33 protein-coding genes are annotated in these 21,301 nt (G+C 68.2%); 9 read left to right on the top strand and 24 right to left on the bottom strand.

Annotated features, from left to right (window positions below):
• Positions 1 to 27: 27 nt before the first annotated feature.
• The 11 genes from AB0M82_RS42515 to AB0M82_RS42565 all read right to left on the bottom strand — a co-directional run bounded on the left by AB0M82_RS42515 (position 28) and on the right by AB0M82_RS42565 (position 5,108).
• Positions 28 to 381, bottom strand: a complete 354-nt coding sequence (locus tag AB0M82_RS42515) for a hypothetical protein (RefSeq protein ID WP_364734910.1) — start codon at positions 379 to 381, stop codon at positions 28 to 30.
• Between the two features lie 103 nt (positions 382 to 484).
• Positions 485 to 742, bottom strand: a complete 258-nt coding sequence (locus AB0M82_RS42520; RefSeq protein ID WP_364734912.1) for a hypothetical protein — start codon at positions 740 to 742, stop codon at positions 485 to 487.
• Positions 742 to 1,254, bottom strand: coding sequence for a hypothetical protein (locus tag AB0M82_RS42525; protein ID WP_364734914.1), 513 nt, complete (start codon positions 1,252 to 1,254; stop codon positions 742 to 744). The genes AB0M82_RS42520 and AB0M82_RS42525 overlap by 1 nt, the downstream gene beginning before the upstream one ends.
• Before the next feature lie 35 nt (positions 1,255 to 1,289).
• Positions 1,290 to 1,913 carry a hypothetical protein gene (locus AB0M82_RS42530; protein WP_364734916.1) on the bottom strand — a complete coding sequence of 208 codons (624 nt, stop codon included), beginning with the start codon at positions 1,911 to 1,913 and terminating at the stop codon, positions 1,290 to 1,292.
• Positions 1,913 to 2,590, bottom strand: a complete 678-nt coding sequence (locus AB0M82_RS42535) for a lambda exonuclease family protein (protein ID WP_364734918.1) — start codon at positions 2,588 to 2,590, stop codon at positions 1,913 to 1,915. The genes AB0M82_RS42530 and AB0M82_RS42535 overlap by 1 nt, the downstream gene beginning before the upstream one ends.
• Complete coding sequence (locus tag AB0M82_RS42540; protein WP_364734920.1) at positions 2,587 to 3,249, bottom strand: hypothetical protein; 663 nt, start codon at positions 3,247 to 3,249, stop codon at positions 2,587 to 2,589. Before AB0M82_RS42540 ends, AB0M82_RS42535 begins: the two co-directional genes overlap by 4 nt.
• Positions 3,246 to 3,422: a hypothetical protein gene (locus tag AB0M82_RS42545; RefSeq protein ID WP_364734922.1), complete on the bottom strand. Its 177-nt coding sequence runs from the start codon at positions 3,420 to 3,422 to the stop codon at positions 3,246 to 3,248. Before AB0M82_RS42545 ends, AB0M82_RS42540 begins: the two co-directional genes overlap by 4 nt.
• The gene (locus AB0M82_RS42550; RefSeq protein ID WP_364734924.1) at positions 3,422 to 3,775 is read right to left on the bottom strand and encodes a hypothetical protein; all 354 of its coding nucleotides are present in this window, start codon (positions 3,773 to 3,775) and stop codon (positions 3,422 to 3,424) included. The genes AB0M82_RS42545 and AB0M82_RS42550 overlap by 1 nt, the downstream gene beginning before the upstream one ends.
• Entirely contained in the window at positions 3,772 to 4,542 is a 771-nt protein-coding gene (locus tag AB0M82_RS42555; protein ID WP_364734926.1) for a hypothetical protein, read from the bottom strand. Before AB0M82_RS42555 ends, AB0M82_RS42550 begins: the two co-directional genes overlap by 4 nt.
• 78 nt (positions 4,543 to 4,620) lie before the next feature.
• Positions 4,621 to 4,776, bottom strand: coding sequence for a hypothetical protein (locus AB0M82_RS42560; RefSeq protein WP_364734928.1), 156 nt, complete (start codon positions 4,774 to 4,776; stop codon positions 4,621 to 4,623).
• Positions 4,773 to 5,108, bottom strand: a complete 336-nt coding sequence (locus tag AB0M82_RS42565) for a helix-turn-helix transcriptional regulator (RefSeq protein ID WP_364734930.1) — start codon at positions 5,106 to 5,108, stop codon at positions 4,773 to 4,775. The genes AB0M82_RS42560 and AB0M82_RS42565 overlap by 4 nt, the downstream gene beginning before the upstream one ends.
• Positions 5,109 to 5,300: 192 nt before the next feature.
• Here AB0M82_RS42565 and AB0M82_RS42570 point away from each other — a divergent pair, with 192 nt between their 5' ends.
• Together AB0M82_RS42570 and AB0M82_RS42575 are read left to right on the top strand one after the other, a co-directional pair.
• A complete protein-coding gene (locus tag AB0M82_RS42570; RefSeq protein WP_364734932.1) occupies positions 5,301 to 5,783 on the top strand; it encodes a helix-turn-helix transcriptional regulator in 483 nt (160 codons plus the stop codon).
• Between the two features lie 240 nt (positions 5,784 to 6,023).
• Complete coding sequence (locus tag AB0M82_RS42575) at positions 6,024 to 6,368, top strand: hypothetical protein (protein ID WP_364734934.1); 345 nt, start codon at positions 6,024 to 6,026, stop codon at positions 6,366 to 6,368.
• Positions 6,369 to 6,431: 63 nt separating this feature from the next.
• On the opposite strand, the gene AB0M82_RS42580 is transcribed toward AB0M82_RS42575, so the two are convergent.
• A complete protein-coding gene (locus tag AB0M82_RS42580) occupies positions 6,432 to 7,943 on the bottom strand; it encodes a recombinase family protein (RefSeq protein WP_364734936.1) in 1,512 nt (503 codons plus the stop codon).
• A 157-nt stretch (positions 7,944 to 8,100) separates the two neighbouring features.
• Between AB0M82_RS42580 and AB0M82_RS42585 the strand changes: the two genes are divergently transcribed.
• The 3 genes from AB0M82_RS42585 to AB0M82_RS42595 all read left to right on the top strand — a co-directional run bounded on the left by AB0M82_RS42585 (position 8,101) and on the right by AB0M82_RS42595 (position 8,856).
• Entirely contained in the window at positions 8,101 to 8,376 is a 276-nt protein-coding gene (locus AB0M82_RS42585; RefSeq protein ID WP_364734938.1) for a hypothetical protein, read from the top strand.
• Positions 8,373 to 8,603, top strand: a complete 231-nt coding sequence (locus AB0M82_RS42590) for a hypothetical protein (RefSeq protein WP_364734940.1) — start codon at positions 8,373 to 8,375, stop codon at positions 8,601 to 8,603. The genes AB0M82_RS42585 and AB0M82_RS42590 overlap by 4 nt, the downstream gene beginning before the upstream one ends.
• 67 nt (positions 8,604 to 8,670) lie before the next feature.
• Positions 8,671 to 8,856 carry a hypothetical protein gene (locus tag AB0M82_RS42595; RefSeq protein WP_364734942.1) on the top strand — a complete coding sequence of 62 codons (186 nt, stop codon included), beginning with the start codon at positions 8,671 to 8,673 and terminating at the stop codon, positions 8,854 to 8,856.
• An 82-nt stretch (positions 8,857 to 8,938) separates the two neighbouring features.
• Here the strand turns inward: AB0M82_RS42595 and AB0M82_RS42600 are convergent, their stop codons facing one another.
• Both AB0M82_RS42600 and AB0M82_RS42605 read right to left on the bottom strand, forming a co-directional pair.
• Positions 8,939 to 9,127, bottom strand: a complete 189-nt coding sequence (locus AB0M82_RS42600; protein ID WP_364734944.1) for a DUF397 domain-containing protein — start codon at positions 9,125 to 9,127, stop codon at positions 8,939 to 8,941.
• A 7-nt stretch (positions 9,128 to 9,134) separates the two neighbouring features.
• A complete protein-coding gene (locus AB0M82_RS42605; RefSeq protein WP_364734946.1) occupies positions 9,135 to 10,016 on the bottom strand; it encodes a helix-turn-helix transcriptional regulator in 882 nt (293 codons plus the stop codon).
• Positions 10,017 to 10,166: 150 nt separating this feature from the next.
• Here AB0M82_RS42605 and AB0M82_RS42610 point away from each other — a divergent pair, with 150 nt between their 5' ends.
• The 4 genes from AB0M82_RS42610 to AB0M82_RS42625 all read left to right on the top strand — a co-directional run bounded on the left by AB0M82_RS42610 (position 10,167) and on the right by AB0M82_RS42625 (position 12,287).
• Complete coding sequence (locus AB0M82_RS42610; RefSeq protein ID WP_364734948.1) at positions 10,167 to 10,415, top strand: hypothetical protein; 249 nt, start codon at positions 10,167 to 10,169, stop codon at positions 10,413 to 10,415.
• A gap of 2 nt (positions 10,416 to 10,417) precedes the next feature.
• Positions 10,418 to 11,233, top strand: coding sequence for an SAM-dependent methyltransferase (locus tag AB0M82_RS42615; RefSeq protein WP_364734950.1), 816 nt, complete (start codon positions 10,418 to 10,420; stop codon positions 11,231 to 11,233).
• A gap of 409 nt (positions 11,234 to 11,642) precedes the next feature.
• On the top strand, positions 11,643 to 11,966 hold the full coding sequence (locus AB0M82_RS42620) for a hypothetical protein (RefSeq protein WP_364734952.1): 324 nt from the start codon (positions 11,643 to 11,645) through the stop codon (positions 11,964 to 11,966).
• Between the two features lie 15 nt (positions 11,967 to 11,981).
• Complete coding sequence (locus AB0M82_RS42625; protein ID WP_364734954.1) at positions 11,982 to 12,287, top strand: hypothetical protein; 306 nt, start codon at positions 11,982 to 11,984, stop codon at positions 12,285 to 12,287.
• Here AB0M82_RS42625 and AB0M82_RS42630 read toward each other — a convergent pair.
• The 10 genes from AB0M82_RS42630 to AB0M82_RS42675 all read right to left on the bottom strand — a co-directional run bounded on the left by AB0M82_RS42630 (position 12,275) and on the right by AB0M82_RS42675 (position 21,301).
• Positions 12,275 to 12,529: a hypothetical protein gene (locus AB0M82_RS42630; protein WP_364734956.1), complete on the bottom strand. Its 255-nt coding sequence runs from the start codon at positions 12,527 to 12,529 to the stop codon at positions 12,275 to 12,277. The two genes, AB0M82_RS42625 and AB0M82_RS42630, sit on opposite strands and share 13 nt — an antisense overlap.
• Positions 12,530 to 12,715: 186 nt before the next feature.
• Positions 12,716 to 13,042 (bottom strand): hypothetical protein, encoded by a 327-nt coding sequence (locus AB0M82_RS42635; RefSeq protein ID WP_364734958.1) that lies wholly within the window; start codon positions 13,040 to 13,042, stop codon positions 12,716 to 12,718.
• Positions 13,035 to 13,262, bottom strand: a complete 228-nt coding sequence (locus tag AB0M82_RS42640; protein WP_364734960.1) for a hypothetical protein — start codon at positions 13,260 to 13,262, stop codon at positions 13,035 to 13,037. The genes AB0M82_RS42635 and AB0M82_RS42640 overlap by 8 nt, the downstream gene beginning before the upstream one ends.
• A 52-nt stretch (positions 13,263 to 13,314) precedes the next feature.
• Positions 13,315 to 14,049, bottom strand: a complete 735-nt coding sequence (locus AB0M82_RS42645) for a M15 family metallopeptidase (protein WP_364734962.1) — start codon at positions 14,047 to 14,049, stop codon at positions 13,315 to 13,317.
• A 2-nt stretch (positions 14,050 to 14,051) separates the two neighbouring features.
• Positions 14,052 to 14,750, bottom strand: a complete 699-nt coding sequence (locus tag AB0M82_RS42650; protein WP_364734964.1) for a hypothetical protein — start codon at positions 14,748 to 14,750, stop codon at positions 14,052 to 14,054.
• Positions 14,743 to 14,973: a hypothetical protein gene (locus tag AB0M82_RS42655; RefSeq protein WP_364734966.1), complete on the bottom strand. Its 231-nt coding sequence runs from the start codon at positions 14,971 to 14,973 to the stop codon at positions 14,743 to 14,745. Before AB0M82_RS42655 ends, AB0M82_RS42650 begins: the two co-directional genes overlap by 8 nt.
• 72 nt (positions 14,974 to 15,045) lie before the next feature.
• On the bottom strand, positions 15,046 to 15,300 hold the full coding sequence (locus AB0M82_RS42660; RefSeq protein ID WP_364734968.1) for a hypothetical protein: 255 nt from the start codon (positions 15,298 to 15,300) through the stop codon (positions 15,046 to 15,048).
• Positions 15,301 to 15,318: 18 nt separating this feature from the next.
• Positions 15,319 to 15,759 carry a hypothetical protein gene (locus AB0M82_RS42665; protein WP_364734970.1) on the bottom strand — a complete coding sequence of 147 codons (441 nt, stop codon included), beginning with the start codon at positions 15,757 to 15,759 and terminating at the stop codon, positions 15,319 to 15,321.
• Positions 15,760 to 15,768: 9 nt separating this feature from the next.
• Positions 15,769 to 18,588, bottom strand: a complete 2,820-nt coding sequence (locus AB0M82_RS42670) for a hypothetical protein (RefSeq protein WP_364734972.1) — start codon at positions 18,586 to 18,588, stop codon at positions 15,769 to 15,771.
• A gap of 7 nt (positions 18,589 to 18,595) precedes the next feature.
• On the bottom strand, positions 18,596 to 21,301 hold the full coding sequence (locus AB0M82_RS42675) for a phage tail tape measure protein (protein ID WP_364734974.1): 2,706 nt from the start codon (positions 21,299 to 21,301) through the stop codon (positions 18,596 to 18,598).

Consider the following 21,301-nt stretch of genomic DNA (forward strand, 5'->3'; position numbering starts at 1 on the left):
CGAACGCGAGCGCCAGGACTTCGTAGCTCATGCCGGCACCGCCGTCCGCCTGCGGGCGTACTGCTCGACCTCGCCGAGCACCAGCACGCCGGCGAGCCCGGAGGCGCGCAGCGCGTCGCCGGACGTCTCGACCGTGATCTGGACGACCTCGCCGGTGAGCAGCCGCCCGGACGCCTCGAGGTAGCCGGCCGGGCCGGGCGCGTGCCCGGCGAGGACGACGTCGTCGAGGGAGCGGCACCAGTCGACGAAGAGGTCGAGCTCGTCGTCCGGGAGCGCCAGCCCGGTCCGCACAGCGGACACGACGAGCTGCTTGATCCGCTTCGGGAGGTGCTGGTTGCGGGCGTGCGCCGCGACGTGCGCGACGGTGTCCAAGGTGGTCATTCGATGCCCGCCTTCCGGTTCAGGTGGCGGAGGTGGGCGTTGACGGTCCACGCGCCCGCGCAGAGGAGCGCGAGCACGGCGAGGGTGAACACCTCCGGCCCGGTCATGAGGTCGCCGCCGGGCGGTACTGCTCGATGAGCAGCTGCATCTCGCCGGCCTGCTCGACCAGGTCGAGGTGCCGGAGGATCGAACTGGCCTGCTCGCGGGAGAGCTCCCGGGTCGAGGTCAGGTTCGGGCGCCCGGCGAGCCCGGCGACGATCGCGACGCGGTGCTCTCGCTTCTTCGCGCCGTGCTCGGTCAGGCCGGCGTTCAGCACGGTCAGCTGGCCGCGGGTGGCGCGCTCTCCGGTCGTCGAGCCCATCAGACGTTCAGCCCCTGCGTCAGCGTCTCGACGGCTGCCTTGAGCGCCCGCTGCGTGACCTCCTTGGTGACGCCGGCCTTCGCTTCGATGACGGCCTCGCGCATGTCCTTGGAGATCACTTCGCGCGTGGCCTGCTCGACGAGCTGACGGAGGTTCGCCGGCTGCTGGTTGCCGTAGCGGTCTCGGCTCTCGGTCGTGCCGGACAGGAACGCTTCGAGCTGGGTGCGAACCAGTTCCAGGACCGTGGTCGGCTCGCCCTTCGTCTCGCCCCACGAGGTCATCTGCTGGATCGGCTTGGAGAGCGCCTCGCGGACGATCGCTCGGACCTCGCCGCGGACGGTCGAATCGACGGTCTCGCGGACGCTGCGCTTCGCCTCGTCGCGGACTTCCTTGACGAGCGTCGCGGCGGCGATCGCGACGACCTCGTCGCGGAGCTGGCGGCGACCGACGGGCTCGCCGTCCTCGTCGTACTCCATGCCGAGCAGCTGGTTCAGGTCGAGTTCGAGCTTCATGTGAAAGTCCTTTTCGGTAGCTGCCTGGTGCGCGATCACGGCGCGGTCAGGTCGGGGTCGTTCGGGAGGTAGTCGTTCGGCTCGCCGTCGTCGGGCGTGCTCGCTGCGGCGGCCGCGTCCTTGCCGGCCTTCGCAATCCGCTCGCCGAGCGCGTGGTTGTTCGGCTCCAGCTGGCCCGCCCGCTTGTAGAGAGCCTTCAACGCGGCGACGTCGCCGGCCGCGTTGGCGAGCTCTGCGTCCCAGTCGACCTGTTCCGCCGGGCGGCCCTCGGTCGTCTCGGCGAGCGGCTCCACGACGAAGATCGCGCTCCGGCCCTTCGCGATGAGGAGCGGCACCTGCTTCCGCTTCTTCAGGTGGCTGAGGTGGCTGATGCGGGTGCCGCCAACTGCCTGCCCGCCGAACCGAACATCGGGGTCGCAGTACAGGGTGACGCGGCGGCCGACATACGTTGCGGCGTCGCTCCCCCAGCACGCGACAAGCACGCGCCGCATCGACTTCCCCGGCCGCCACGGGCGCGGGAACTCGGCGAACATGATGTTCACCGGCTGCTCGTCGTTGCCCTCGCTAACCTTCGTGATGGTGAACGTGCGCGGCCCAGGGATCAGGTCGACCGCGTCGAGCTGGTCGCTCTTCGGGGCGATGGTTCCGGAGAGGTCCATCAGATTTTCAGCTCCATGTAAGGGATCCGCTTGGTGGCGGGCAGGCCTTCGGTCTTGGTCTCGTACTCGGCGACCATCGCCGCGGCTGTGGTCTCGAACTGCTTGACGGCGGAGATGATCGCTTCCTGCCACTCCGGGTCCGGGAACAATCGCTTGTGCCACATGGGCATTCCGCCGCTGAACGAGATGAAGTCGAGCCACTTCCGGCCGGTGACGAGCAGCCCGGCCTGGCACTGCGCCATGAACTCCGCGGGCACCTCGCCGGTGAGGATCGTGCGCAGCTGGAACTTCGAGCGGCGCGACTTCACTTCGATCAACCCGTCCGGGTCGACGAGGCCGTCGGGCGAGTAGCCGAGTTGCCAGGTTTCCTCCTGGCGCAACATGAAACCGACCTCGCGGACGGGGCGCTCGTACACCTCGGCGTACAGGTCGCGCGCCCGTGGTTCGTCCTCGATGCCGCGCAGCATGTCGTCCCCGATGTAGGTCGGGTCGGTGTAGCCGGTGATGCGCTCGGCGACGAGCTGCGCGGTGATACCGCGGCTGGTGTCGTTGTCGGCGAGTTTCTTGGTCTTCGGCGTGATGAGCTGTCCGACGACGGACGCGGTGACGATCCCTCGGCGCTGGTCGAGCCACTCGTCGGAGCCCTGGATCACGTCCGGGAATTCGATGAGGCTCACGACGACGACACCGCCGGCTCCCCCGCGTCGGCGACCTCGCGCGCGTGCGGCGTCTTCGACCAGTGCTCGGCCTCGGCCAGCTGCTCGTCGGTGATCCCGCCGGGCCGCGGCCGCTGGCACTTCGCGAGGGCTTCGACGGGGATGCCGCTGAGGTTCTTGTCCTCGGCGAACGCCTCGTCGATCGCGGCCGTCTCGGCGGACTCCGTGATCACGACGAGCTCGATGTGCGAGCCGCCGTTGACCTGGCCGGCCCCGTGGATGTGCCAGTCGTCCCTGACCCGGCGCGCGGAGACCGTGGCGGCGCCGATGCTGTCGAGCCACGGGAGAAGCGCGCCGATCGCGCTCGTGCCCCTCTCGTAAAGCTGGACGCGGAGTTTGCCCCTGGTCGGTCCGACGTCGCCGACGCTGTCGAGCTCCTCGAATGCGTCCATGTGCTCGGCGAGCTGGTGCAGGAGCATCGCGGTGGTCGGCTCGGCGTAGCGCGCGGTGTCGCCGTCGACGACGTGGCGGGTGCCGACGGTGTCCTCGATGAGCAGCGCAGTCGAGCTGCTCATGCCGAACGGCCGGACGTACACGCCCGTGACTTCGACCGGGTCGAGGCCGTCGACCATCATGCTGTTGCCGGTGATCTTGGTGCCGGGCTTGAAGTTCTGCATCATCGTCCAGTCCTCTTGTCGTTTGCGCTGGGAAGCGCGGGAGTGTCGTTCTTGGACTGCGCGGCGGGCTTCGACCCGGCATCGCGCAGGGGCGGCATGACCTCGTCGAGCGCGCGCACGGCCTCGACGATCTCCGTTACCCGACGGCCGCCGATGACCTTGCGGACGATCCCCATCAGGCGCACACCTCGACTCGGATGTCCCGGTCGGAGCGGGACTGGTGTCCGGCCTTCCAGATCGGTCCGTACGGGTGCAGCGCGCACCGCTGGCAGACCTCTTTCTCGACGAGCGCGTCGTCGACGTCCGGGACCGCGGTCTCGTCGCCGTACACGCGGACCGACGTCGTGCCCTGCCCGCAGTCGCAGTCCTCGGGCACGAAGTGCGTGTCGATCGACACGTGCACGAAGCGGAAGGCCAGCTCCAGCTGTGCGATCCGCTCGTCGACGGGCGCGAGCAGCGCGCGTGGCTCCGGGATCCCCGCGAGCGTCGACGCCAGCGGCCGGGTGATGCGGCGGAAGAGGACGCTCACCGGCCCACCTGCCAAAGCAGGAAGACCACGCCGGTGCCGGCCAGCACGACGAACGACAGGCCGCCGAGAACGAGCCGCGCGATCGTGCGATCGTGCTCCAGCTCCCACCGCGCCGACCACCGGACCGTCATCGCGACCTCGTCGACCAACCAGGTCACGAACGACACCAGCCAGTACCAGGGCGTCAGCAGGCGCTCCCGCAGCGACGGCCGGAGCCGATCGAGCACCCAGGCCGGGTCGGCGTCCTCGCCGTCGATGCCGAACACGATCGCGTCGGCCAAGCCAGCCGCGTAGTCCGGACCGATCTCGTCGACGACGTCGACCGCGCCGAAGACCTCGGTCGTCTCGACCGCGACGAGATCGCCGGAGTCCGGCCAGCTCGGCGCGAGCCGAGCCGGGACGTCCTGCTCCACCTCGGGCACGGCCGCGATCAGCTCGGTCGGTGCCTCGTCCCGCGCGGGCGGCAGCGGCAGCAGATCCGCCGGCACCTCGACCCTCACCGGCTCGGGCACCGCGGCCTGGTCGTCGCCGAGGAGGCGGTGCCGGGCACCGGTCTCCATCGGCCGGGCGGTGTCGGCGACGATCGAGACGCGCTCGCCGTCGGCCTGCTCGAGCAGGACCGCGGTCGCGCCGGTCCCCCAGTGCTCGATGTACGCGCCGATGACGAGGTCCTCGGCGCCCCAGCGGCGGCCGATGACGGTCTGGCCCGGCCGGAACCGCAGCGCGGCGTTCCGCGCCCGGCTCCCGCTAGACTGCTGATCGATCATGAGAGGTACCTCTCTCTGGTCAAGCCCGCTCCGACGCCCTGCACGGCGAAGGGGCGGGCATTTCTTCTTCTGGGCTGGTCAGGCGGCCTGATCGGCGGCGGCCTGCGCTGGCCGGGTGAGCGGCAGCAGCCGGCGGAGCTCCTCGGCCTCTTCGGGGGTGGGCTGGCCAGACGCGGCGAGCAGACGAGCGAAGAACTCGTCGTCGGGCTCCCCCGGCCGCGCCTGGATGATCACGACGCGGCCTGGAGCCGGTCGGGCGCCTCGTTCCGCTTGGGAGCGGTGCGCTTCTCGGTGTCCTTCCGCGTCGGCGGAGCCTTGGGGCCGCCAGCGGGCTGGGTCGGCGGGTCGCTGGGGTCGCCGGTGGGCTTGGCCATGACGATGTCCTCGACGGCCAGGCCGAGGGCGCGGGAGAGGCGGTGAACGATCCGCATCGACGGGTTGTTGACGCCGCTCACGATGTTGACGAGGTAGTTCGGGGAGACTTCGGCCTTGGCCGCGAGGTCCCCGTTGGAGAGGTCGAGCTCGTCCCGCTTGCTGCGGAGGAGTTCGTGGTTGACGGCTGGCATATGCAAGACAATGCCAGACTTCGCAAGAGTGGACAACAAGGAATTCGTAGAGTGTCCACCCCGTTACCTCGGATGGCCCTGTTGAAGCCTTGGAAACTCTGTCAAACTCTTGCCATGCATCGACTGTGGAGCGGGGGAGCTCCCGCTGGTAGGCGGGTGGTTACCTGCAAAAGTCTTGGATACTCTTGGGTCGTGGACACGCGACGCGCAGAGGTTGGCCGCCAGATCAAGAGTCACCGCCGACTCGCCAAATTCCGGAGCCAGCGTGCGTTCGCGGAGGCGCTGGGGATCGGCGAGAGCAGCGTCGCCAACGCCGAAAGCGGCAGTGACCGCATCGGCGACGGACCGGTCTACGAAGCCATCGAGACACACTTCGGCTGGCCCGTCGGCAGCATCACCGCCTACATCGCCGGCACCGGCCCCGCTCCTTGGGGAGCACATGCCGACACGGCCGAGCCCGCCCCCACCGAACCGGTCGTGGCCGAGCAGAGCAAAGAGGACGGCGACGACTGGACGCCGGAAGAGGTCAAACGGGCACAGGGGATGACGGTCGAGGAGATCCAGGCCGAGGGTCGGATGATCGGGAAGTTCAGTGGCGAAGAGGCCCAGATCCGCTACCTGACGAAGGCGCTGGCCGTGCGCCTGGAGAAGATTCGCGCTCGGGGAACCGTATAGTGCATTTGCATCAGTCCTTTAGGGACATTCCCCAAAGGAGCAACGAAGCGCGTCACCGTAGTAGAAGTGATGCCCAAAGTGAACCCCGTACCGATCTGCAACCTCGGCGTGATCTGGATCTTCGGCCGTCCGGGGTAAATCCCGAAAACATCGCTGAGGTCGCCTAACGAACGGTCACGCGGTGCAGATATCTCTCGTGCAACCGGGTCATCCCGATGCCCCTAAAGGAGGTAACCGCCCGTGAGCAACCAGACGCAGGTGCAGGTTCAAACCCCAGCCGTGCCGCAAACGATCCATATCTGGATGTTCGCAGCCGCCACCATCAGCACCGTCTTCGTGGTGCCACACGCGATCTTGGCGTTCAAGTGGCATTGGCCGTCTACCCTCGCCAACCTGCACATGCTGATTACCCTGGGGTTTTGGCTCGCCGGTGTAGTTTTTGTCACCCGCAAGTCCAACGCAGACGCACCGGAATCGAATTCGTCGATATCCGAAGAGTTGGTCCTCACGAACAGGCAGCGCGAGCAGCTTTCCGAGGTCGACAGGCTCGAAGTGTGGCTCAACATGATCGACAAGGAACGCTGAACGGGGCCGGCCGCTCCCCCGGCCGCGCCGCTCCGCAGCACCCGCAGCAAAGCCGTGACCAACTCAACTGTCCGGCCGGAAAAACCGAGTCCTGTCACGCACCTGAATCGGCTCTCGCCGCCGCCCCGGCCCGATCTGCAGCACCTGCAGCTGCCCCAGCCCCAACGTCCCCACCGGTGTCGGGGTCAGCACGATCCGCGCCAGCGCACGCTGCGCGTCGAACCCGATACCCGGGTACTCCGACCGCACCGTCGGGCCCGGCGTGATCAACCCCGCCAGCCGAGACGGCGTCCGCAGCTTCTGCTCCCGCTGCTCAAGCTCCTCGATCCGGTCCTCGAGGTCAGCGACCATCGTCGCCAACGTCCCGGTCCGCTTCCCTGCTTGCCGGCGTTCCCGCACCAGCGCCGCTGTCTCGTCGCGTTCGGCGCGCGCGTCGGCGAGCTGGGCGGTGACGTCGTCGAGCTCGCCGTCTATGGCCTCGTCGACGAGCAGGTGTTCGGACAGCTTCTCGAGGTACTGCTGCACCCGTTCGTGGGCGTAGTCCTCCAGCTCGGTCTTGTCGATCGAGACGCAGCCGTTGGTGATGCACACGTACCGCCAGTACTTCTTCTGCTTGAGGTTGACGCGCAGCAGCTCGCCGCACTTCCCGCACGCGGCGATCCCGGAGAGCAGGTGCACGACGGCGCCCGGCCGGCCGTTCGTTCGGCGGCCCGGGTCGCGGAGGATCCGCTTCACCCCGAGGAACGTGGCCTTCGCCACCAGCGGCTCCCAGACGCCCTCGGTCACCTTCGCCTCCGGAGTCATCGGCTGGTATGCCGACTTCCGGTTCGGGTCGTGGACGCGAACGCCCGTGTAGACCTCGCGGAGCAGCATCAGCGCGATGTTCTGCGGGACCCAGTCGCCGCCGCCGCGCCGCTTGAGGCCGCGGGCGTTGAGGTCCCGCGCGATCGCCTTGAGGGTGTGGCCGGCCAGGACACGGTCGTACATCTCGCGGACGATCGGCGCCTCGACGGGGTCGGGTTCCTGGCGGAGCAGCTTGCGGGTCCGCTCGTCGTAGATCCGGCGGTACCCGAACGGGATCCGGCCGTGGGGCAGGCCCTTGCGCGCGGACGCCTTCGTCGTGCGCCGGATGTTCTGGCTCATCTCGGCGACGTCGAGCTCAGCCTTCGAGGCGTCGTCGATGAGCTGCTTGCGGTCGCGTGGTTTGCGGGGGTCCAGGATGCGGTCGTACTGCTCGACCCAGAACACGACGTCGCGCTTGGTGCAGAGGTTGATCAGTTCCAGCCACTCTTCCATCTGGCGGCTGCCGCGGTTGCTGGCGTAGAGCAGCAGCACGCGGGCGGTGAACCGGCCAGCCTTGAGGTCGGCGATCAGCCGGTCGAACGCGGCGCGCGCCTTCCGCTGGTACTTCGACGCCGAGCCGACCTCGCGGTAGGTCGGGGTCTGGAGACGCCAGCCGAACCGTTCGCACGTTTCGATGTGCCCGTCGTGTTGCTCTTCCGGCGATCTCTCGACGCCGGACTCGTCTTTCGAGACCCGCTCGTAGGCGGCGACGTCTACCCCGGTGAGCTCCATCGGAGTATGGTACCTCTAAGAAGGCTTCTCGAACGAGAGGTACCCGTAGAGGGCACTCACGGGAGAGTCTCTGACCTGGGCCTTCTGGCAATCGTAGCCAGCGGGCCCATCGCCGGGACGGCAGACGGTCCCCCGCTCCCACCGAAGGGGAGCACCCATGCCCGATCTCGACGACACCAGCCGCTGCCCGCTCGGCCGCCGCTGCGCGACCTGCAGCACCGAAGACGACCTCGCCATCGGCACCGCCGTCACCCCGGTCGGCGTCTTCTGCATCACCCTCTGCGGGACCTGCGCGGAGAAGGGCGACACCCCTAGCATCGGCTACCCCGCCGCCGCGATGCAGGTGATGGTGCACTGCTCCCACCTCGACATCGACCTCGACGAGATGGCCGCCGCCCTCGCCGCTGAACGCGTCCAGGCGGTGGCCCGGTGAACCGCCTCGCCATCTTCCGGGTGCTGTCCCGCCAAGCGCTGATCGTCGCGGCCGTGGCCGCCGGGATCCTGAACGGCTCGGTTCTGGCCGCGCCGATCCTGATCTTCATGGTCTACCTCCTGTGCGTCCTGGTCCGGCTCGGCCGCCAGGCCGAGACCCTGTACTGGGACGAGCGGTACCGCCGGGCCACGGACCGCCGGGCGCTCACGCCGCAACCGAGGACGTAACGCGCGCGCTGATCGTGACGACCTGACCGGGTGACGCCACCGACCACTGGAGAGCCCCGTCATGCCCATGACCCCCAAGCAGCGCGCCGCACTCAGCATCGCAGGCAATGGCCTGTTCCTCCTCATCGTCGGCGGCGGGGTGCTGTGGATCGCGGTCGGTGCTGCAGCTGCAGCGCCGGCACTCGCGATCATCGTGCTGCTGGCCATCATCGCGTTCCTGATCTGGCGCCGCACCAGCCGACAGCCGCGGTGACGACGACACTTGGTCGCCAGTCTCCGAGCACGACGACGCCCCCAGCACCGCACGGGTATGCCGGGGGCGTCGTGCTGTGCGGCTACGCCTGGCGGAGCCGGGCGATCGCGGCGCGCCAGGCCGTCGGCGCGACTTCGAGCTGGCCGCCTCGGCGGTCCTTGGTGTCGCGCACGCCGACTTCGTGCTCGCCGAGGGCAACCTCGACGCAGTTGTTGCCTTCCTGGCTATAACTGGAAATCCGCCAGGTCTCGCTACCTCCCGGTATGATCATCCTGTCCTCATCTCGTTGCGACGGGCGGCGTTAGCCCGTCGATGACGCTGGCGATGAGCTCGGCCGATTCCTCCGGGCTCATCGCCTCCTGCAGGACGAGCTCGACCGCGTCGCGGTACGCAGCCACGTCCTCTTCTCGGTGCAGGATCAGGCCGGACCGGCGGGTCTCCAGGAATACGATCGCGGGTGTCCCCGCGGTCCGGGGTTCGATCAGCGTGAAGGCGCCCTCCAGATCCGGTCCCCAGCCTTCGCTGGCCGTGATCCGGAGGTCGACGTTTTCCCACTTGCCCACCTTCAGCAGGTGCCTCAGCTGCTTGACCATGACGTCGCGGCCACCAATCACCCGGCGGATCGCCGGCTCCCCGATCAGGGCGACAAGCCTCGCCGGCTCCGCGCGTTCGTCCGGGTCGATGACAGCGCGACGACCGAGCCGGGTCGCGACACGCGTGCTGATCTGCTCGGGCGGGACGGTGCCGCCGGAGGACATGATCGCCCGGGTGTAGTCGCCGGTTCGCATGATGCCGGGGATCAGCAGCGGGCCGTTCTCGACGATCTGGGCGGCGTTCTGCTCGAAGTCGACGTACGCCGCGTGCTGGCGTGCCTGGTCGGCGAGGCTGGTGGCGACCCATTGGGCGGCGTCAGCGCCGTCAAGGAGGCCGACGATCTCGGAGTAGCGGGCGCCGGTCACGTTGAGGCGAGTCAGGATGGTGCCGAGCTCGTGTTCCTTCGGGACGGCGTGGCCATTCTCGATGTTCGAGAGCCGACTCTTGGCCATGCCGATGGTGCGCGCGAACTCGCTCAAGCTCACGCCCGTGGCGCTGCGTTCCTGTCGGATTGCTGCGCCGAGGCGCAGCGCCTTCGAGCTTGTCGCGTTGTCGTTCTCGGGCATGCAACGAGCATAGGACACACATCGGCACCCTCAGGGGTCACCCAATCAGGCCCTTGCGCGCGAATCGTTTCGTGCGTTCCAATGTTTCAAGAACGGCCGGAACGTTCAGAACGACGCAACCGGCGGAGCGACTCTACCGCGGGGGCGGCTATGGACTTTGAAGGACGCGGCTGGAGCAAGGAGCACGTCGTGGTGCTGATCGACCTGGCCACCGGCCAGGAGGTACCCGTCTACACCGGTCTCACCCGGGACCCGCACTCGGATGACGGACGCCTGGTCGACGTTTTCGCGGTCGAGGGGGGCCCGACGCTCAGGCTCGGTCAGGCCGCCGGCCAGCTCCGGGTCAACATCGCGTCGACCGAGCAGGACAGCAAGGCCGCGCGACGGGCAGGCCGATGATCGTGGATACCACCTCGGACGCCGTCCAGGCCCGCGCTCGGCTCTGGAACCTGATGCTGGGCGGCGCCGAGGCCTACGAGCACGACCGGTGGCTGCTGAGCCGGCTAACCGCGGCCGTTCCCGGCTTCGACTGGATCGCCCGGCACGAACGGGACTTCGTCACGCGTTTCTGGCGGTTCGCTGCCGGCGATCGTGGGATCCGGCAGTTCGTGCACATCGGAGCGCCGCTGCCCGCGCAGATGCCGCCACACCTCCGGCTGCCCGATCCCGGCCGGGTCGTGTACGTCGAGAGCGACGAGCTGCTGTACCGCAAAGGCAGCGTGTGGATGTCCACGGACAGCGTCGACGTCGTGAGCACCAGCCCTGAAGATGGCTCCGCACCCAGCCTGCTCGGCGTTCTCGACGTGGCCGCGGTCATCGACGCGATCGGGGGCCGAATCGACTGGCTGGAGCCCGTCGCCGTGATCGTGCCCAACCTGCTGTCCTGGGCGGACGAGGGCGTCGCGCGAGCCTGGGTCACGCAGGTTGTCGGGGAGCTGGCGGCAGGGTCGCTGGTCGCGACGACGCACTTCTTCGACCCCGAGCTGCCGGACAGCGTGGTGCCGATCGAGCAGGTGCTGCACCACCTCGGCGTCGAGATCGGCAGCGGGTACTTCCGACGTCGCGCCGACCTCGAGCGCATGTTCTCCGGGCTCACGCTGGAGACCCCGGGCGTGACGCTGGCGCGGGAGTGGTGGCCGAACGGGCCGTTGCCGCCCAGTCAGCTGCTGGTCGACGAGCTCCTGGCCGTGGCCGTGGTGGTCGCAGACTCCCCCTGATCAGCCCGGTCGGCGCGCCCTCCCCCCTCGTGCGCGTCGGCCGGGTGTCGCGCCCCGCGGCGGGCGCGGCACGCTGCCGGGCTCGCGCCCCTCGAGGGCCCGGCAGCACTCCAAGCTCCGCCCGTCCCCTCCCCCGAGAGGCCCTCCCGACCATGGCCGGGGTCTCGCACCGGGGGCGGGCGGACCAGACCGCGCCCCGTCGCGCACGGGCGGGCGCGGAGCCGGACCCTCGGCCCCTCCGCCGGGGGTCCGGTCTACAACTTCACGCCGGCCGCGCCGACACCCCGCCAGCCCCCGCGGCGGTGTTCCCCGGGCAGCGGCGGCACCCCGCGCACCGGTCCCGCACACCGGCGCGCCGCCCCGGCCCCCGTCTGCAGCGGGGGCCGGGCCCGTTCACAAGGAGCTCGTCGTGACGCCGGAAGAGCTGCGGAAACGCTATGAGGCCGGAGCGTCGACTGCAGAACTGGAAGCCGAGACCGGCTTGAACCACCGCCGGATGCTGGCCGCATTGCGGCAGGCAGGCACGGTGATGCGCGAGCCGAAGCCGCGGATGCCGCCGGCGCCGCCGGGCATGGTCGAGGCCTATGTCCTCCAGCGGAAGCCCCTGGCGACCGTCGGAGAGCCGTGGGGAATCAAGCGGGATCAGGCGAAACGGATGCTGGAGGACGCGGGAGTCCCGATCCGGGGCCGTGGTCGGCCACCGAAGCCGCGGACGGACTGGTGGGACGAGTAGCCAGGGAGGCGCATTGTGACGCCGGAGGACACCGCCAACCTGCGTCGCTGGTACGAGGACGGTTCCACCATCGAAGCGCTGGTCGACGTCACTCCGTTCAGCTATCGGGCCATTCGTAAGGCGCTTCTGGCCGCCGGAGTGACCCTGCGGCCGCCGAAGATTCCGGTGCCGCCGTGCCCGCCAGGCATGGTGCGCGCGTACGAGGACGGCGATGCCTCCATCCGGCAGCTCGCCGTCCGGTACGGCCATTCCTACAACCAGACCCGCAACATGCTCCTCGCCGCCGGGGTGACGCTGCGCCGACGCGGTCAGCCGTCTTGAACGCTGGCGTCCGCGGGTTCACCGTCGGGGGTGTCGTAGAACGGGCCGAGCGGGTCCCGCCCGTTCGGGCCGGGATGTGGCATCCCGGAGCCCCAGTACGGGATCGGCTCGTCGTCGACGATGTCCCATTCGGACTGGTCGAGGCCGGGTTCGCCGCCGTGGCGGAACCAGCGGTCGCACGCCGTCCTCGTGGCCCAGACGCGGCGTTCGCGGGTGACCTGATGGTGGGCGACGCACGGCATGGCGGTGGTCCTCCCAGACGGCAAGGTGGAGCATGCCGCCCGGCCGCGCTCTCCTCTGGAGTGTTCGACGCTCTGGGTTGCGTGGCCGGTGCGGCATGCTGTGTCGGGTCGGGCGGGGCCTTCCCCGCCTCGCCCGACCCGACTCCCACACGATAGAACACCCGTTCGACTGAGCGCAACGCACCGTCAGCCGTCGAGGCCCGGCAACTCCGGCAGGCTCGTCACGACCGGCGTGCCGTCGCGACTGGTGCCGTAGCTCGGCGGCCGGTTCGAGCCCAGCAGCAGTCTCGTCGCCCACGCCGGCAACTTCGCTTCGACCGCGCGCAGCAGCGGGTACACCGTGGCGAGCGCGGCCGGCAGCAGCACCAGCTGGCCGAGCCCGTCGACGGCAGACGTGACGCTCTCCGGCAGGCCAAGGCCGGCGAGCCACGCGATCGCCGCGGCCCAGAGGCTGGGCACGATCGTGCGCAGCCACGAAACGAGCCGGTCGCCGAGCGGGGTGTCTTCAGGCATCGGTCGCCTCCGTGATGTCCACGAAGTACGCCCTGCCGATCTCGAACCGGTCGGCCAGGTCGCCCTTCAGCGAGATGCTGAGGCTGGCCGCCGGCGTGTAGCGGGCCCACGCCTCGTTCTCGGGTCCGCCGACGGCGTTGAACTGGACCTGTACCTGTCGGTTGTCTGCCGCCCCGGTCTCGGTCTTCGAGTGCGGGACGAGCTTTGCTCGCAGTGCCATGTTCTTCCTTCCTGGGTTCGTTCCTGGCCCCGTCCTTTCTGGACGGCTGAGGTCAGGCCTTGAGCGCCTTGACGGCGCTGATCAGGTCGTCGAACTTGTTGTTCAGCGCGTCCAGCTTCTTGTTCGTCGCCTCGAGCTTCGTCTGCATGTCGATCTGGCTGCCGGTCTGCTGCTGCCAGTCGTTGACCGACGAGCGGCCCGGCTTACCGGTCGCCGGATCGGTGTAGGGGAACCAGAAAAAGTCCTTGAGCGCCTGGAGGTTGCCGTCGTGGACGGCGGCGGTCACTTCGTCCTTGGTGGCCATGTCGATCCAATCTCCTTGTGAGTTGATCTTTTTGAGCACAGCGGCGCAGCGGGCTTCCGAGACGCCGTCGTTGATCTCGAAGTGCATGCCGTCCCGGCGGCCCGTGTAATCCCCGCCCCACCGCACGCACCCTTCGGTGCGCGCGAGGATGGCGTGGATCCGGTCGATCTCCTGCTGCGTGAAGTTGCGGTGCGGGTCGGTCCCCAGCGGGTGCGCGGTCGCGTTCAGGTCGACGGCCGTGCCACTCGCATGGTTCGAGAGCGTCGTCGTACTGCCGCGGATGGTTCGCGGCGCGTAGCCCCAGTCGTCGAGGATCCCCTGCTCGATGTCCTCCACCAGGTCGTCGAACTGGCCGGCCACCCAGAGCAATAGGTCACCCGACGGCCCGATGCGGACGGTCAGGTTGCGCGTGGTGCCGGGGACGCGGCGGCTCGACACCAGGCGCGGGTCGTTGGCCGGGTAGCCGTTCTGGCTTGTGGGCACGGTCAGCCTCCGAGGGGTAGTGGCGGGTCGGTGCTCGGCGGCGCCGAGCGGGTGCACGTGTAGCGGGGTGCGGCCGGGTCGAAGTCCGGCGCACGGGAGCACGTCCCGGTCGAGCCGTCCGCGTAGGAGGTCGTCCACCCGGCGGGTGGCTGGCCGTCCGCACCGCGGCACTGGCCCGGCTCGGCCACGCACTCCGGCGGGTCGCCTTTCTCGCCCTTGGCGCCGCGGCACGGCTCGTCGGCCTGCCCGCAGTACGCCGCGACCAGCGCCGCGTAGTTCGGTGTCGGCGCGTCGCGGCCATCGCGCGGTGCCGGGATCTTCGCGACGACCGCGTCGACAATCAGGTCGAAGTTCGGGCTCTGCCCGTCGGTCCCGCGGCAGCCGTTGCGGATGGCGCAGTAGGCCGCAACCTCGGCGCGTGCGGCCTGCCGAAGTGCGGCTGGATCGGGCTGAGGTGTCGCCTGCGCGACCGGCGGCTGGTCGTTGACCTCCGCGGCCTTCGCGCACGCCGGGCCGAGCTGCTGCGCGACTGGGCCGCCTTTCGCGCACGCCTCGCTGACCTGGTCGGCCAGGCTCTTCGCCTGCGACTGGACGGCGGCGGCGTCCTGCTTGACGACGATCGGGCCGACGGTCGCCCACACCGACGCGGCGAGCGCGACCGCGGACAGGATGAACGCGATGATCGCGATCCGGCTACGCATCTACGTCACCGCCCTTCCTGCGCCTGAGCTGAGCGAGCTTCTCCTCCGCGGCACGCCGTTTCGCGGTCTCCTCGTCCAGTCGGGTGCGTTCGGTGTGCAGCTGCGTCGCGAGCGCATCGGCGCGGCGCTCCGCCTTGACCCACAGTCGCAACAGGACGATGAGGACGATGAGGAAGACGGTCGACGGGCCAGCGGACGGAAGCAGGGAGGCAAAGTCACCCACCGTCACCCCTTTCGTGTACTAAGTGGACAGTCCGACTGCTGTGCCGAGGCTGGTCGAAGACCCAGCCAATCGTCAGTTCGGCCCCGGAACGGGGTTGTACTGTGCAGCGAACTCCTCAGCGGTGCACAAGCTCGGCCATCCGGTGCCGACCAGAACATCCCCTGGACTGAGCACGAGCGGCGTACCGAACCGGTTGACGTGCAGCTCGCCTCCCACGACGGTGAAGGTGAAGTTCTCGCCCATGGACGAGGCGTACGTATCCTCGAACTCGGACAAGTTGCTGCCGGTCCACTGGACGTATGCCGCCTTCTGGTAGCAGTACTTCATCGATTTCCCTTTCCTAGCTCACATGCCGTAGACAGTAAGCCCCAACTTGGTTGTCGGGGCCGCGAAAAGCGCCGTACCGAGGTTGTCCTTTCGGGCCTGAAGCTTGATCGTGTGCGAACCCGCCACAGCAAGAGTCGTCCTGATGCGTAACATATCTCCGCCGCGGTCCTCAACAGACTGCTTCACCTGCACACTCTGGTCAGCGTGCCGGGTCCCGTCGATCGCCACCGCCCCGTAGCAGTAACCCGTGTTGTTTGCGACAATCCTCAGGTCGAAGTGCGCATAAATCACCACGACAGCATTAGGAACGACAGTGGTAAACGTGATCGACGCACCAGGAATGTCCGCATAGGAGGTAGTCAGGGTGTAGTCGCTTGTGGACCCCTGTTCCAGCTCGGTCGGGCAAGCGCGGTTGAGATCGGAGGCCCGGATCTTCTGTCCCGCAGTAAATACGCTCATGATCTTCTCCTACTGCGCGAGCACCGGCAGGTGCCAGACGGACACGGACAGGCCGGCCGCGCGCGCCACGGGCAGCGCGTCAACGGTGAAGGTCTGGGGCGAGCTGGACCCAGTGCACGCGGTGGCACGCACCTGGATTCCGCCGACGTCGAGGTACAACGGGTAGTCATCGGCCGTAGTTGTCCACAAGGGACCTGACGGCGTTGCCACGGACAGGCTCGTGGCTCCGGCGTTGGCCAGCGTGTTCACCGTGCTTCCATCGGTGTCGGCTCGCATCAGCCACGGGTTGGTGTCGCCAGTGTCGGCCGCCATCTCGGCCACGGTGTAGGGCAGCGCCGGAGCGCAGACGAGCTCAAGAGTGTGGTGCTTTCCTCCGAAGGTGCGCCGGTAGCCGTAGACGATCTGGGAAATCGTGCTGGCGATGTGCGTTGCCTTCGGGTGGGCGATCTCCACCCGGTCGCCGGCCCACACACCGAGCAGATCCAGATACAGCTGTGTGCTCACGCGCGCCAGCTTCGACACATCGGCATTGAGGCTGGGGTACCGGGACTCGTTGATGGTGCCGACGTGTACGACCCAGCTGGCCATGTCCGGTAAGTAGATATCGCTGGGCAGGGTGTAGGACTCGGAATCGTTGTACCGGCCCACGCCGCGGCCTGACGTCGGCGATGTGAGCGCCAGCGGCCCAGTGGTGCGCGTGACCCGAGCCGAGCCACCGTCCACACGGGATGCAGTGAAGTCGTTGATGATCAGCTGATCGTCGTCAGCCGCCTTGAACGGCGGCTGCACCTGGCCCGCCGCGTAGTCGAGCGTGAGGAAGGCATCCCGGTTGTACAGCGCTCGCATGGTGAACATCACCAAGCCGACGATGTCCCGGGATTCCAGCAGGAATCCCATATCAGCCTTGGCCGCTTCGTCCATCAGAGTGAGGAATGTGGCCTGCTGCTGCTTGCCCAGCACTACCTGATCGTTGATCGTCGACCGGGTGCGGCAGAAGTTGACGCCGTCGTTCTCAGAGCACAGCCGACTCATCCGCACACGGAGCCCTTCGCCGTTGTAGGCGTTCAGCGCACCGAAGTTGGTGAAGACGCTGATGATGTTGTTACGCAGGGCAACGTGGCCGATGGCTGTGTTGGTCACGTCGCTGTGCGGAGAGATGTACAGCCGGTACGGGGAGCCGAAGGTGTACCCCGTGACGGTACCGCCGGTGACAACACCGCCGCTGTCGCCCGGCTTGATGAACGCCAGTGCGTAAGCGATGTCCGATCCGCTTTGCGTGAACTCCAGCGAAACCTGAAGTGGCGTTCCCTTGAGCGGTCCGGCGGCCAGTCCGGTGCCGAAGGCCACACTGGTGTGGACCAGCGTGCCGACCCGATCGTAGAACTTGAGACGCAGTCCCCCGTTACCGCTTCCTGCTGCCGCATCCCAGTAGCAGTCAATGATTTCCGCCGTGCCTGTGCACCGCAGCTGCACGAACGCGACCTGGTCGGTCTCCCCGCCCGAGGGGACCGACAGCAGGAAAATCGCCTGCATAAACCCGGTGGCCGCTACCGAGATATCCGGCGTGACCCACGAGGAGTTGTTCACCCTGGCAATCGGCGCAGAACCGGGGGCGAAGTCCGAATTGGACGAGTACTGCGGTGACCCATAGATAGTCATCGGTGCCGCGTCAGGGAAACCGGACGCTATCGACCCTGCCTGAGTGCCGTCCTCAACCGGGTAGTACAGCAGGTGCGCAGGGCTCGTGTTGACGTTGGCGCGTGTGTAGGTGGACGGCAGGATGGCCGCCCCCTGAGACAGCCGACGCCGTAGCCCGGCCGCTTCGACCCGGCCGTAGACATCCCTGCCGGAGACGTCCCACTCGGTCGGCCATGAAGTTGCTTCGCCGTGGAACTGGTTGATCCTGGCCTCGAAGTCGTCCACGGCAAGGGCGAATGTCACGTTGGTCTGCCCGGTCCCGGTGGCGGCGTAGATGCCGACCCACCCCTTGCCGCGGTCGGCGTACGGCGTGCCCTCGGTCGTGCCCTCCACATAGGACCCGTCGACCAGCCACGCGTACGGCTCTGGGCTGGCGGCCGGCCATACCTTGGCACGCAGCTGCTGCCCAGACAGCTGCGCCTTGATCCGAATCTTCTGTCCGGTGTAGGCGAAGCTGCTCACGGCGACGGCCGGAACGACGTTGTCGATCGTGCTGGCAGTGACGTGCACGACGTCGAGCGTCATCGCTTCGGAGGTGTCGATGTTCAGGCGGGCCACGAAATAGTCGGTGGTCGAGATCCCGTTGAGCACGATGCCGCACGCCAGGTTGCCGCCGGTGATGTTGCTGAAGGGGTAGGTAAACGACGCGGCCACTTCGATATCCCGGTACAGCTGTCCCGCCTGGTAGGCCATGAGGGTCTGCGCTGCCGCGGTGAAGGACATTGAGCCAGCGCCGCTGCCTTCGGAGTACCGGCTCGCCGTCCCGGTCACGGTCCACGCGCCGCCCCGCTCGGGTAGGGCCCACCCGTTCGAGGCAGTGCCCGAAAAGCTCGACTTCGCCACCCGGGATGCCAGGCGTATCGGGGTGTTCTGCCCGATCGAGCCATAGAAGGCGCCGAGCGGGTTCTTCGGGCTGTAGTTACCCGACCGATTGTTGATCGTGAATTCGCACTGCGATGGAGCGGGCGTCGGCGACCGGGTCACCGACGAGTACCCGCCGGATACCGTGATGGCTGAGCCTTGAGCCAGCCGGATATCCTTCGAAATGCTCGTCCACGCGGTGACGCCGGTGGCCGCTGTGGTCACGAAGATTTCGGCCGCCACGTCCTCGGGGACAGCAGGGAACGTCATCGCCGGATCACCTCTGTCCTAACGCGACCTGGACGTTGCCGCCACCATCAACCCGGATCCGGTCCTTCAGCCAGTCCAGGATCCGCCGGTCGGCACCGCTCAGGTCAAGCGAGAGCTGCACGATCTGCGCTCCCACCGACGGCACCCCGCCGGCCGCTGCGGCCGCGCTCAGGGGCTGCCGAGGGGCGACTGGCTTGCCGCTGTTGATCGCGTGCAGTAGATCGAGGTTTTGTGCGGTCGACTTGGCGTTGACGATGAACTCGCCGTTGGACACCCGAGCCAGGATCGAGTCCGTGCGCGGACCGCCCGCCCCCTGGATCTGGCCGCCGGCGGGGAACCCCGCCAGACCACCATCGGCGAACGCCTGCCGGCGTCCGGTCAGGTTGGTGGGGCTCGTGACGTCCCGGAACGACGTTGTCACTGTCACCGTCTTGCCGTGCAGCAGGTCGATCGAGCGCTGCAGCCCGGCCACCTTGTCGGCTTCCTGGTTCGCGTTCGTGCGGATGGTGGCGTCGTAGATCCCCGGGATCAAGCGCAGCGAATCGGCGAGCCGCGTCGCGTCGCCCTTCGTCAGGCCCATCTGCGTCGCCACGCGGATGAAGGCGTTTCGAGCTTCGTCGACCTTGCCAGCCACCTGGCTCTGCGTGGCACCGTTCTGCACCATCGCCTCGGCCTCGGAGAGCGCCGCCTTCGCGATCCCGTCGAGTGCCGCCTGGTTGTCGCGCCCCTTCTGCGTGTGAATGTCGAGCGTCTGGCCGTTCTCCTTGAACGCCGCGTCCGCGTCGGCCACGGCCTGCTGGAACTGCCGCTGCGCATCCCGGTCGCCCAGCAGCGCGCCGGCAGCCTTGTCCGCCGCCTCGACCAGCTTGTCCAGGCTGGCCACCTGCTGCCCGATGGCTGACGTGTTGTCGCGCGTGGCATCCGCCGACTTCCCCTGCGCATCAGCGGCGTTGCCGGTCGACGCCGACGCGACCTCCTGCGCCGCAGCGTATCCAGGAAGCGCACGCTTCAGGTCTTCGACGGACGCAACACCCTTGTCGGCCAGCGTCTGGAAGATCTGTGCAGCCTGGTCGGCGTGGCCGTTGCGCACCATGTCCGACAGCGCCTGGTCGATCGCTTGGACGCGCTGGGCGCCCTTGGCGAACGACGTGTCCAGGGACTGCGTGCCGGGCACGAGCTCCGCAATGCCGCCCAGGAACTTCGCGACGCCGCCGGCGTTTGCCTGCTCGAACGCCGTCTTCAGCAAGTCGACATCGCCGCCGAGGACGCGCGCCGCCTCGCCTGACAGGTTTGCCCCACCCGCCCACTTCGACAGCCCGATGCCGAGCGCGTCCACCTGTGGGTTGAGCTCGCTCATCTTGCTGATCAGCGAGTCCGCCGCCACTACCAACGCCGTGATGCCCAACGCCTTCACCGACGTCCGGCCCACCGCCGACATGTTCTTGTACGAGCCGATCACCGACTGGACGCCGTCCTTGAGCTTCCCGAATGCCGCGATAGCGACCGGAACGCCCAGCGCGATCGCGCCGATGGCGGTCACGGCATCCTGAGAAGGACCAGGCAGCAACGAAAATCCCGACGCGAGGAACCCGGCGGCATCACCGGTAGCCGTGAGCGCCGGCACGACGACACCGCCAAGGAAACCGACGATGTTGGCTTCCAACGTGCGCTTGAACGTCGTCAGCTTGGTTTCGGCGTTGTCGTTCAGCGTCTGCCCAAACCGGTCAGCCGCACCGGCCACGTCGCCCAGCGCACCCTTCGAGCTGGCGAGCTGAGCAATGAACTTGGGGATTTCCTGAGTGCTCAAGTCTTCCAGCGGCGTGCCGAACAGAGCCAGCGCAGCCTGCGATTGCTTCGCCGGGTCCTTGATGTTCTGCAGCCCGCTGATGATGGTGGTGAACGCGTCGCGTGCGGTGTCGCCACCGGCCAGCAGCCGCTTCGTCATGTCCTGAGTGGACAGTCCTAGCGTGTCGTACGCAGCTTCGGTGGTCGTCGACATGTCCGTGGCGCGGATCGTGAATTCCTTGATCGCGTCACCGGTTTTGTCGATGCCGTACATGCCCTTTTCGGCGCCCTTGACGAGCAGCTCCATCGCCTGCGCGCCGTTCAGCCCGACGGCGTGCAGGAACGGGCCGTACTCGTCGAAGGCGTCCAGCAGGTCTTCACGAACCGCAGTCGGCACCCGTTGCATGGAAGCCGTGAGCAGGTCCATGGCTTCCGTGCCGTCCTTGGCCAGCCCGGTTGTGATGAGCTGGCCGGCGACCTGTGCCGCTCGCGCGGTGTCGACACCGAACGCTGTCGCGAGGTTGAGCGTCTTCGCCGTCAGCGACTCCACAGCTTCCGCGCTGGCGCCCCGCATGCCGTCGATCGACGACACCACCGCATCCACCGCATCGGACACCTCGCCGATGCTCTCGCCGTACGCACCCGCGTAGAGCTTGCCGGCCACCCCGCCGATGCGCTGGGATTCCGACTCGGTCAGCCCGAGCTGGGCCGACAGTTTCGCCTGCGCCGAGTCCAGCGACAGCGCCTGCGCGAACTCGGCGGCGAACGTCGCGCCGACCGCCAGGCCCGCGCCGGCAGCCAGCGCGGTCGCCTGCGTCCCGAACTCGGAGATCTTCCCGCCGGCCTTGCCCGCCGACTCACCGACCTTGTTGAACGTCTCGGACGCGCGGTCGCGGGCGAAGATGTCGAACGACAGCGTGCTGCCCAT

Source organism: Amycolatopsis sp. NPDC051128 (genome assembly GCF_040682715.1).
Taxonomy (GTDB): Bacteria; Actinomycetota; Actinomycetes; order Mycobacteriales; family Pseudonocardiaceae; genus Amycolatopsis.

Bases quoted from the DNA above. Each gene is read 5' to 3' on its own strand.
- AB0M82_RS42605 (WP_364734946.1), bottom strand. From the start codon at position 10,016: ATGCCCGAGAACGACAACGCGACAAGCTCGAAGGCGCTGCGCCTCGGC.
- AB0M82_RS42635 (WP_364734958.1), bottom strand. From the start codon at position 13,042: ATGCCTGAAGACACCCCGCTCGGCGACCGGCTCGTTTCGTGGCTGCGC.
- AB0M82_RS42595 (WP_364734942.1), top strand. From the start codon at position 8,671: ATGACCCCCAAGCAGCGCGCCGCACTCAGCATCGCAGGCAATGGCCTG.
- AB0M82_RS42565 (WP_364734930.1), bottom strand. From the start codon at position 5,108: ATGCCAGCCGTCAACCACGAACTCCTCCGCAGCAAGCGGGACGAGCTC.
- AB0M82_RS42540 (WP_364734920.1), bottom strand. From the start codon at position 3,249: ATGATGCAGAACTTCAAGCCCGGCACCAAGATCACCGGCAACAGCATG.
- AB0M82_RS42640 (WP_364734960.1), bottom strand. From the start codon at position 13,262: ATGGCACTGCGAGCAAAGCTCGTCCCGCACTCGAAGACCGAGACCGGG.
- AB0M82_RS42520 (WP_364734912.1), bottom strand. From the start codon at position 742: ATGGGCTCGACGACCGGAGAGCGCGCCACCCGCGGCCAGCTGACCGTG.
- AB0M82_RS42515 (WP_364734910.1), bottom strand. From the start codon at position 381: ATGACCACCTTGGACACCGTCGCGCACGTCGCGGCGCACGCCCGCAAC.
- AB0M82_RS42675 (WP_364734974.1), bottom strand. From the start codon at position 21,301: ATGGGCAGCACGCTGTCGTTCGACATCTTCGCCCGCGACCGCGCGTCC.
- AB0M82_RS42610 (WP_364734948.1), top strand. From the start codon at position 10,167: ATGGACTTTGAAGGACGCGGCTGGAGCAAGGAGCACGTCGTGGTGCTG.
- AB0M82_RS42580 (WP_364734936.1), bottom strand. From the start codon at position 7,943: ATGGAGCTCACCGGGGTAGACGTCGCCGCCTACGAGCGGGTCTCGAAA.
- AB0M82_RS42555 (WP_364734926.1), bottom strand. From the start codon at position 4,542: ATGATCGATCAGCAGTCTAGCGGGAGCCGGGCGCGGAACGCCGCGCTG.
- AB0M82_RS42600 (WP_364734944.1), bottom strand. From the start codon at position 9,127: ATGATCATACCGGGAGGTAGCGAGACCTGGCGGATTTCCAGTTATAGC.
- AB0M82_RS42545 (WP_364734922.1), bottom strand. From the start codon at position 3,422: ATGGGGATCGTCCGCAAGGTCATCGGCGGCCGTCGGGTAACGGAGATC.
- AB0M82_RS42670 (WP_364734972.1), bottom strand. From the start codon at position 18,588: ATGACGTTCCCTGCTGTCCCCGAGGACGTGGCGGCCGAAATCTTCGTG.
- AB0M82_RS42530 (WP_364734916.1), bottom strand. From the start codon at position 1,913: ATGGACCTCTCCGGAACCATCGCCCCGAAGAGCGACCAGCTCGACGCG.
- AB0M82_RS42525 (WP_364734914.1), bottom strand. From the start codon at position 1,254: ATGAAGCTCGAACTCGACCTGAACCAGCTGCTCGGCATGGAGTACGAC.
- AB0M82_RS42630 (WP_364734956.1), bottom strand. From the start codon at position 12,529: ATGCCGTGCGTCGCCCACCATCAGGTCACCCGCGAACGCCGCGTCTGG.
- AB0M82_RS42650 (WP_364734964.1), bottom strand. From the start codon at position 14,750: ATGCGTAGCCGGATCGCGATCATCGCGTTCATCCTGTCCGCGGTCGCG.
- AB0M82_RS42665 (WP_364734970.1), bottom strand. From the start codon at position 15,759: ATGAGCGTATTTACTGCGGGACAGAAGATCCGGGCCTCCGATCTCAAC.
- AB0M82_RS42585 (WP_364734938.1), top strand. From the start codon at position 8,101: ATGCCCGATCTCGACGACACCAGCCGCTGCCCGCTCGGCCGCCGCTGC.
- AB0M82_RS42660 (WP_364734968.1), bottom strand. From the start codon at position 15,300: ATGAAGTACTGCTACCAGAAGGCGGCATACGTCCAGTGGACCGGCAGC.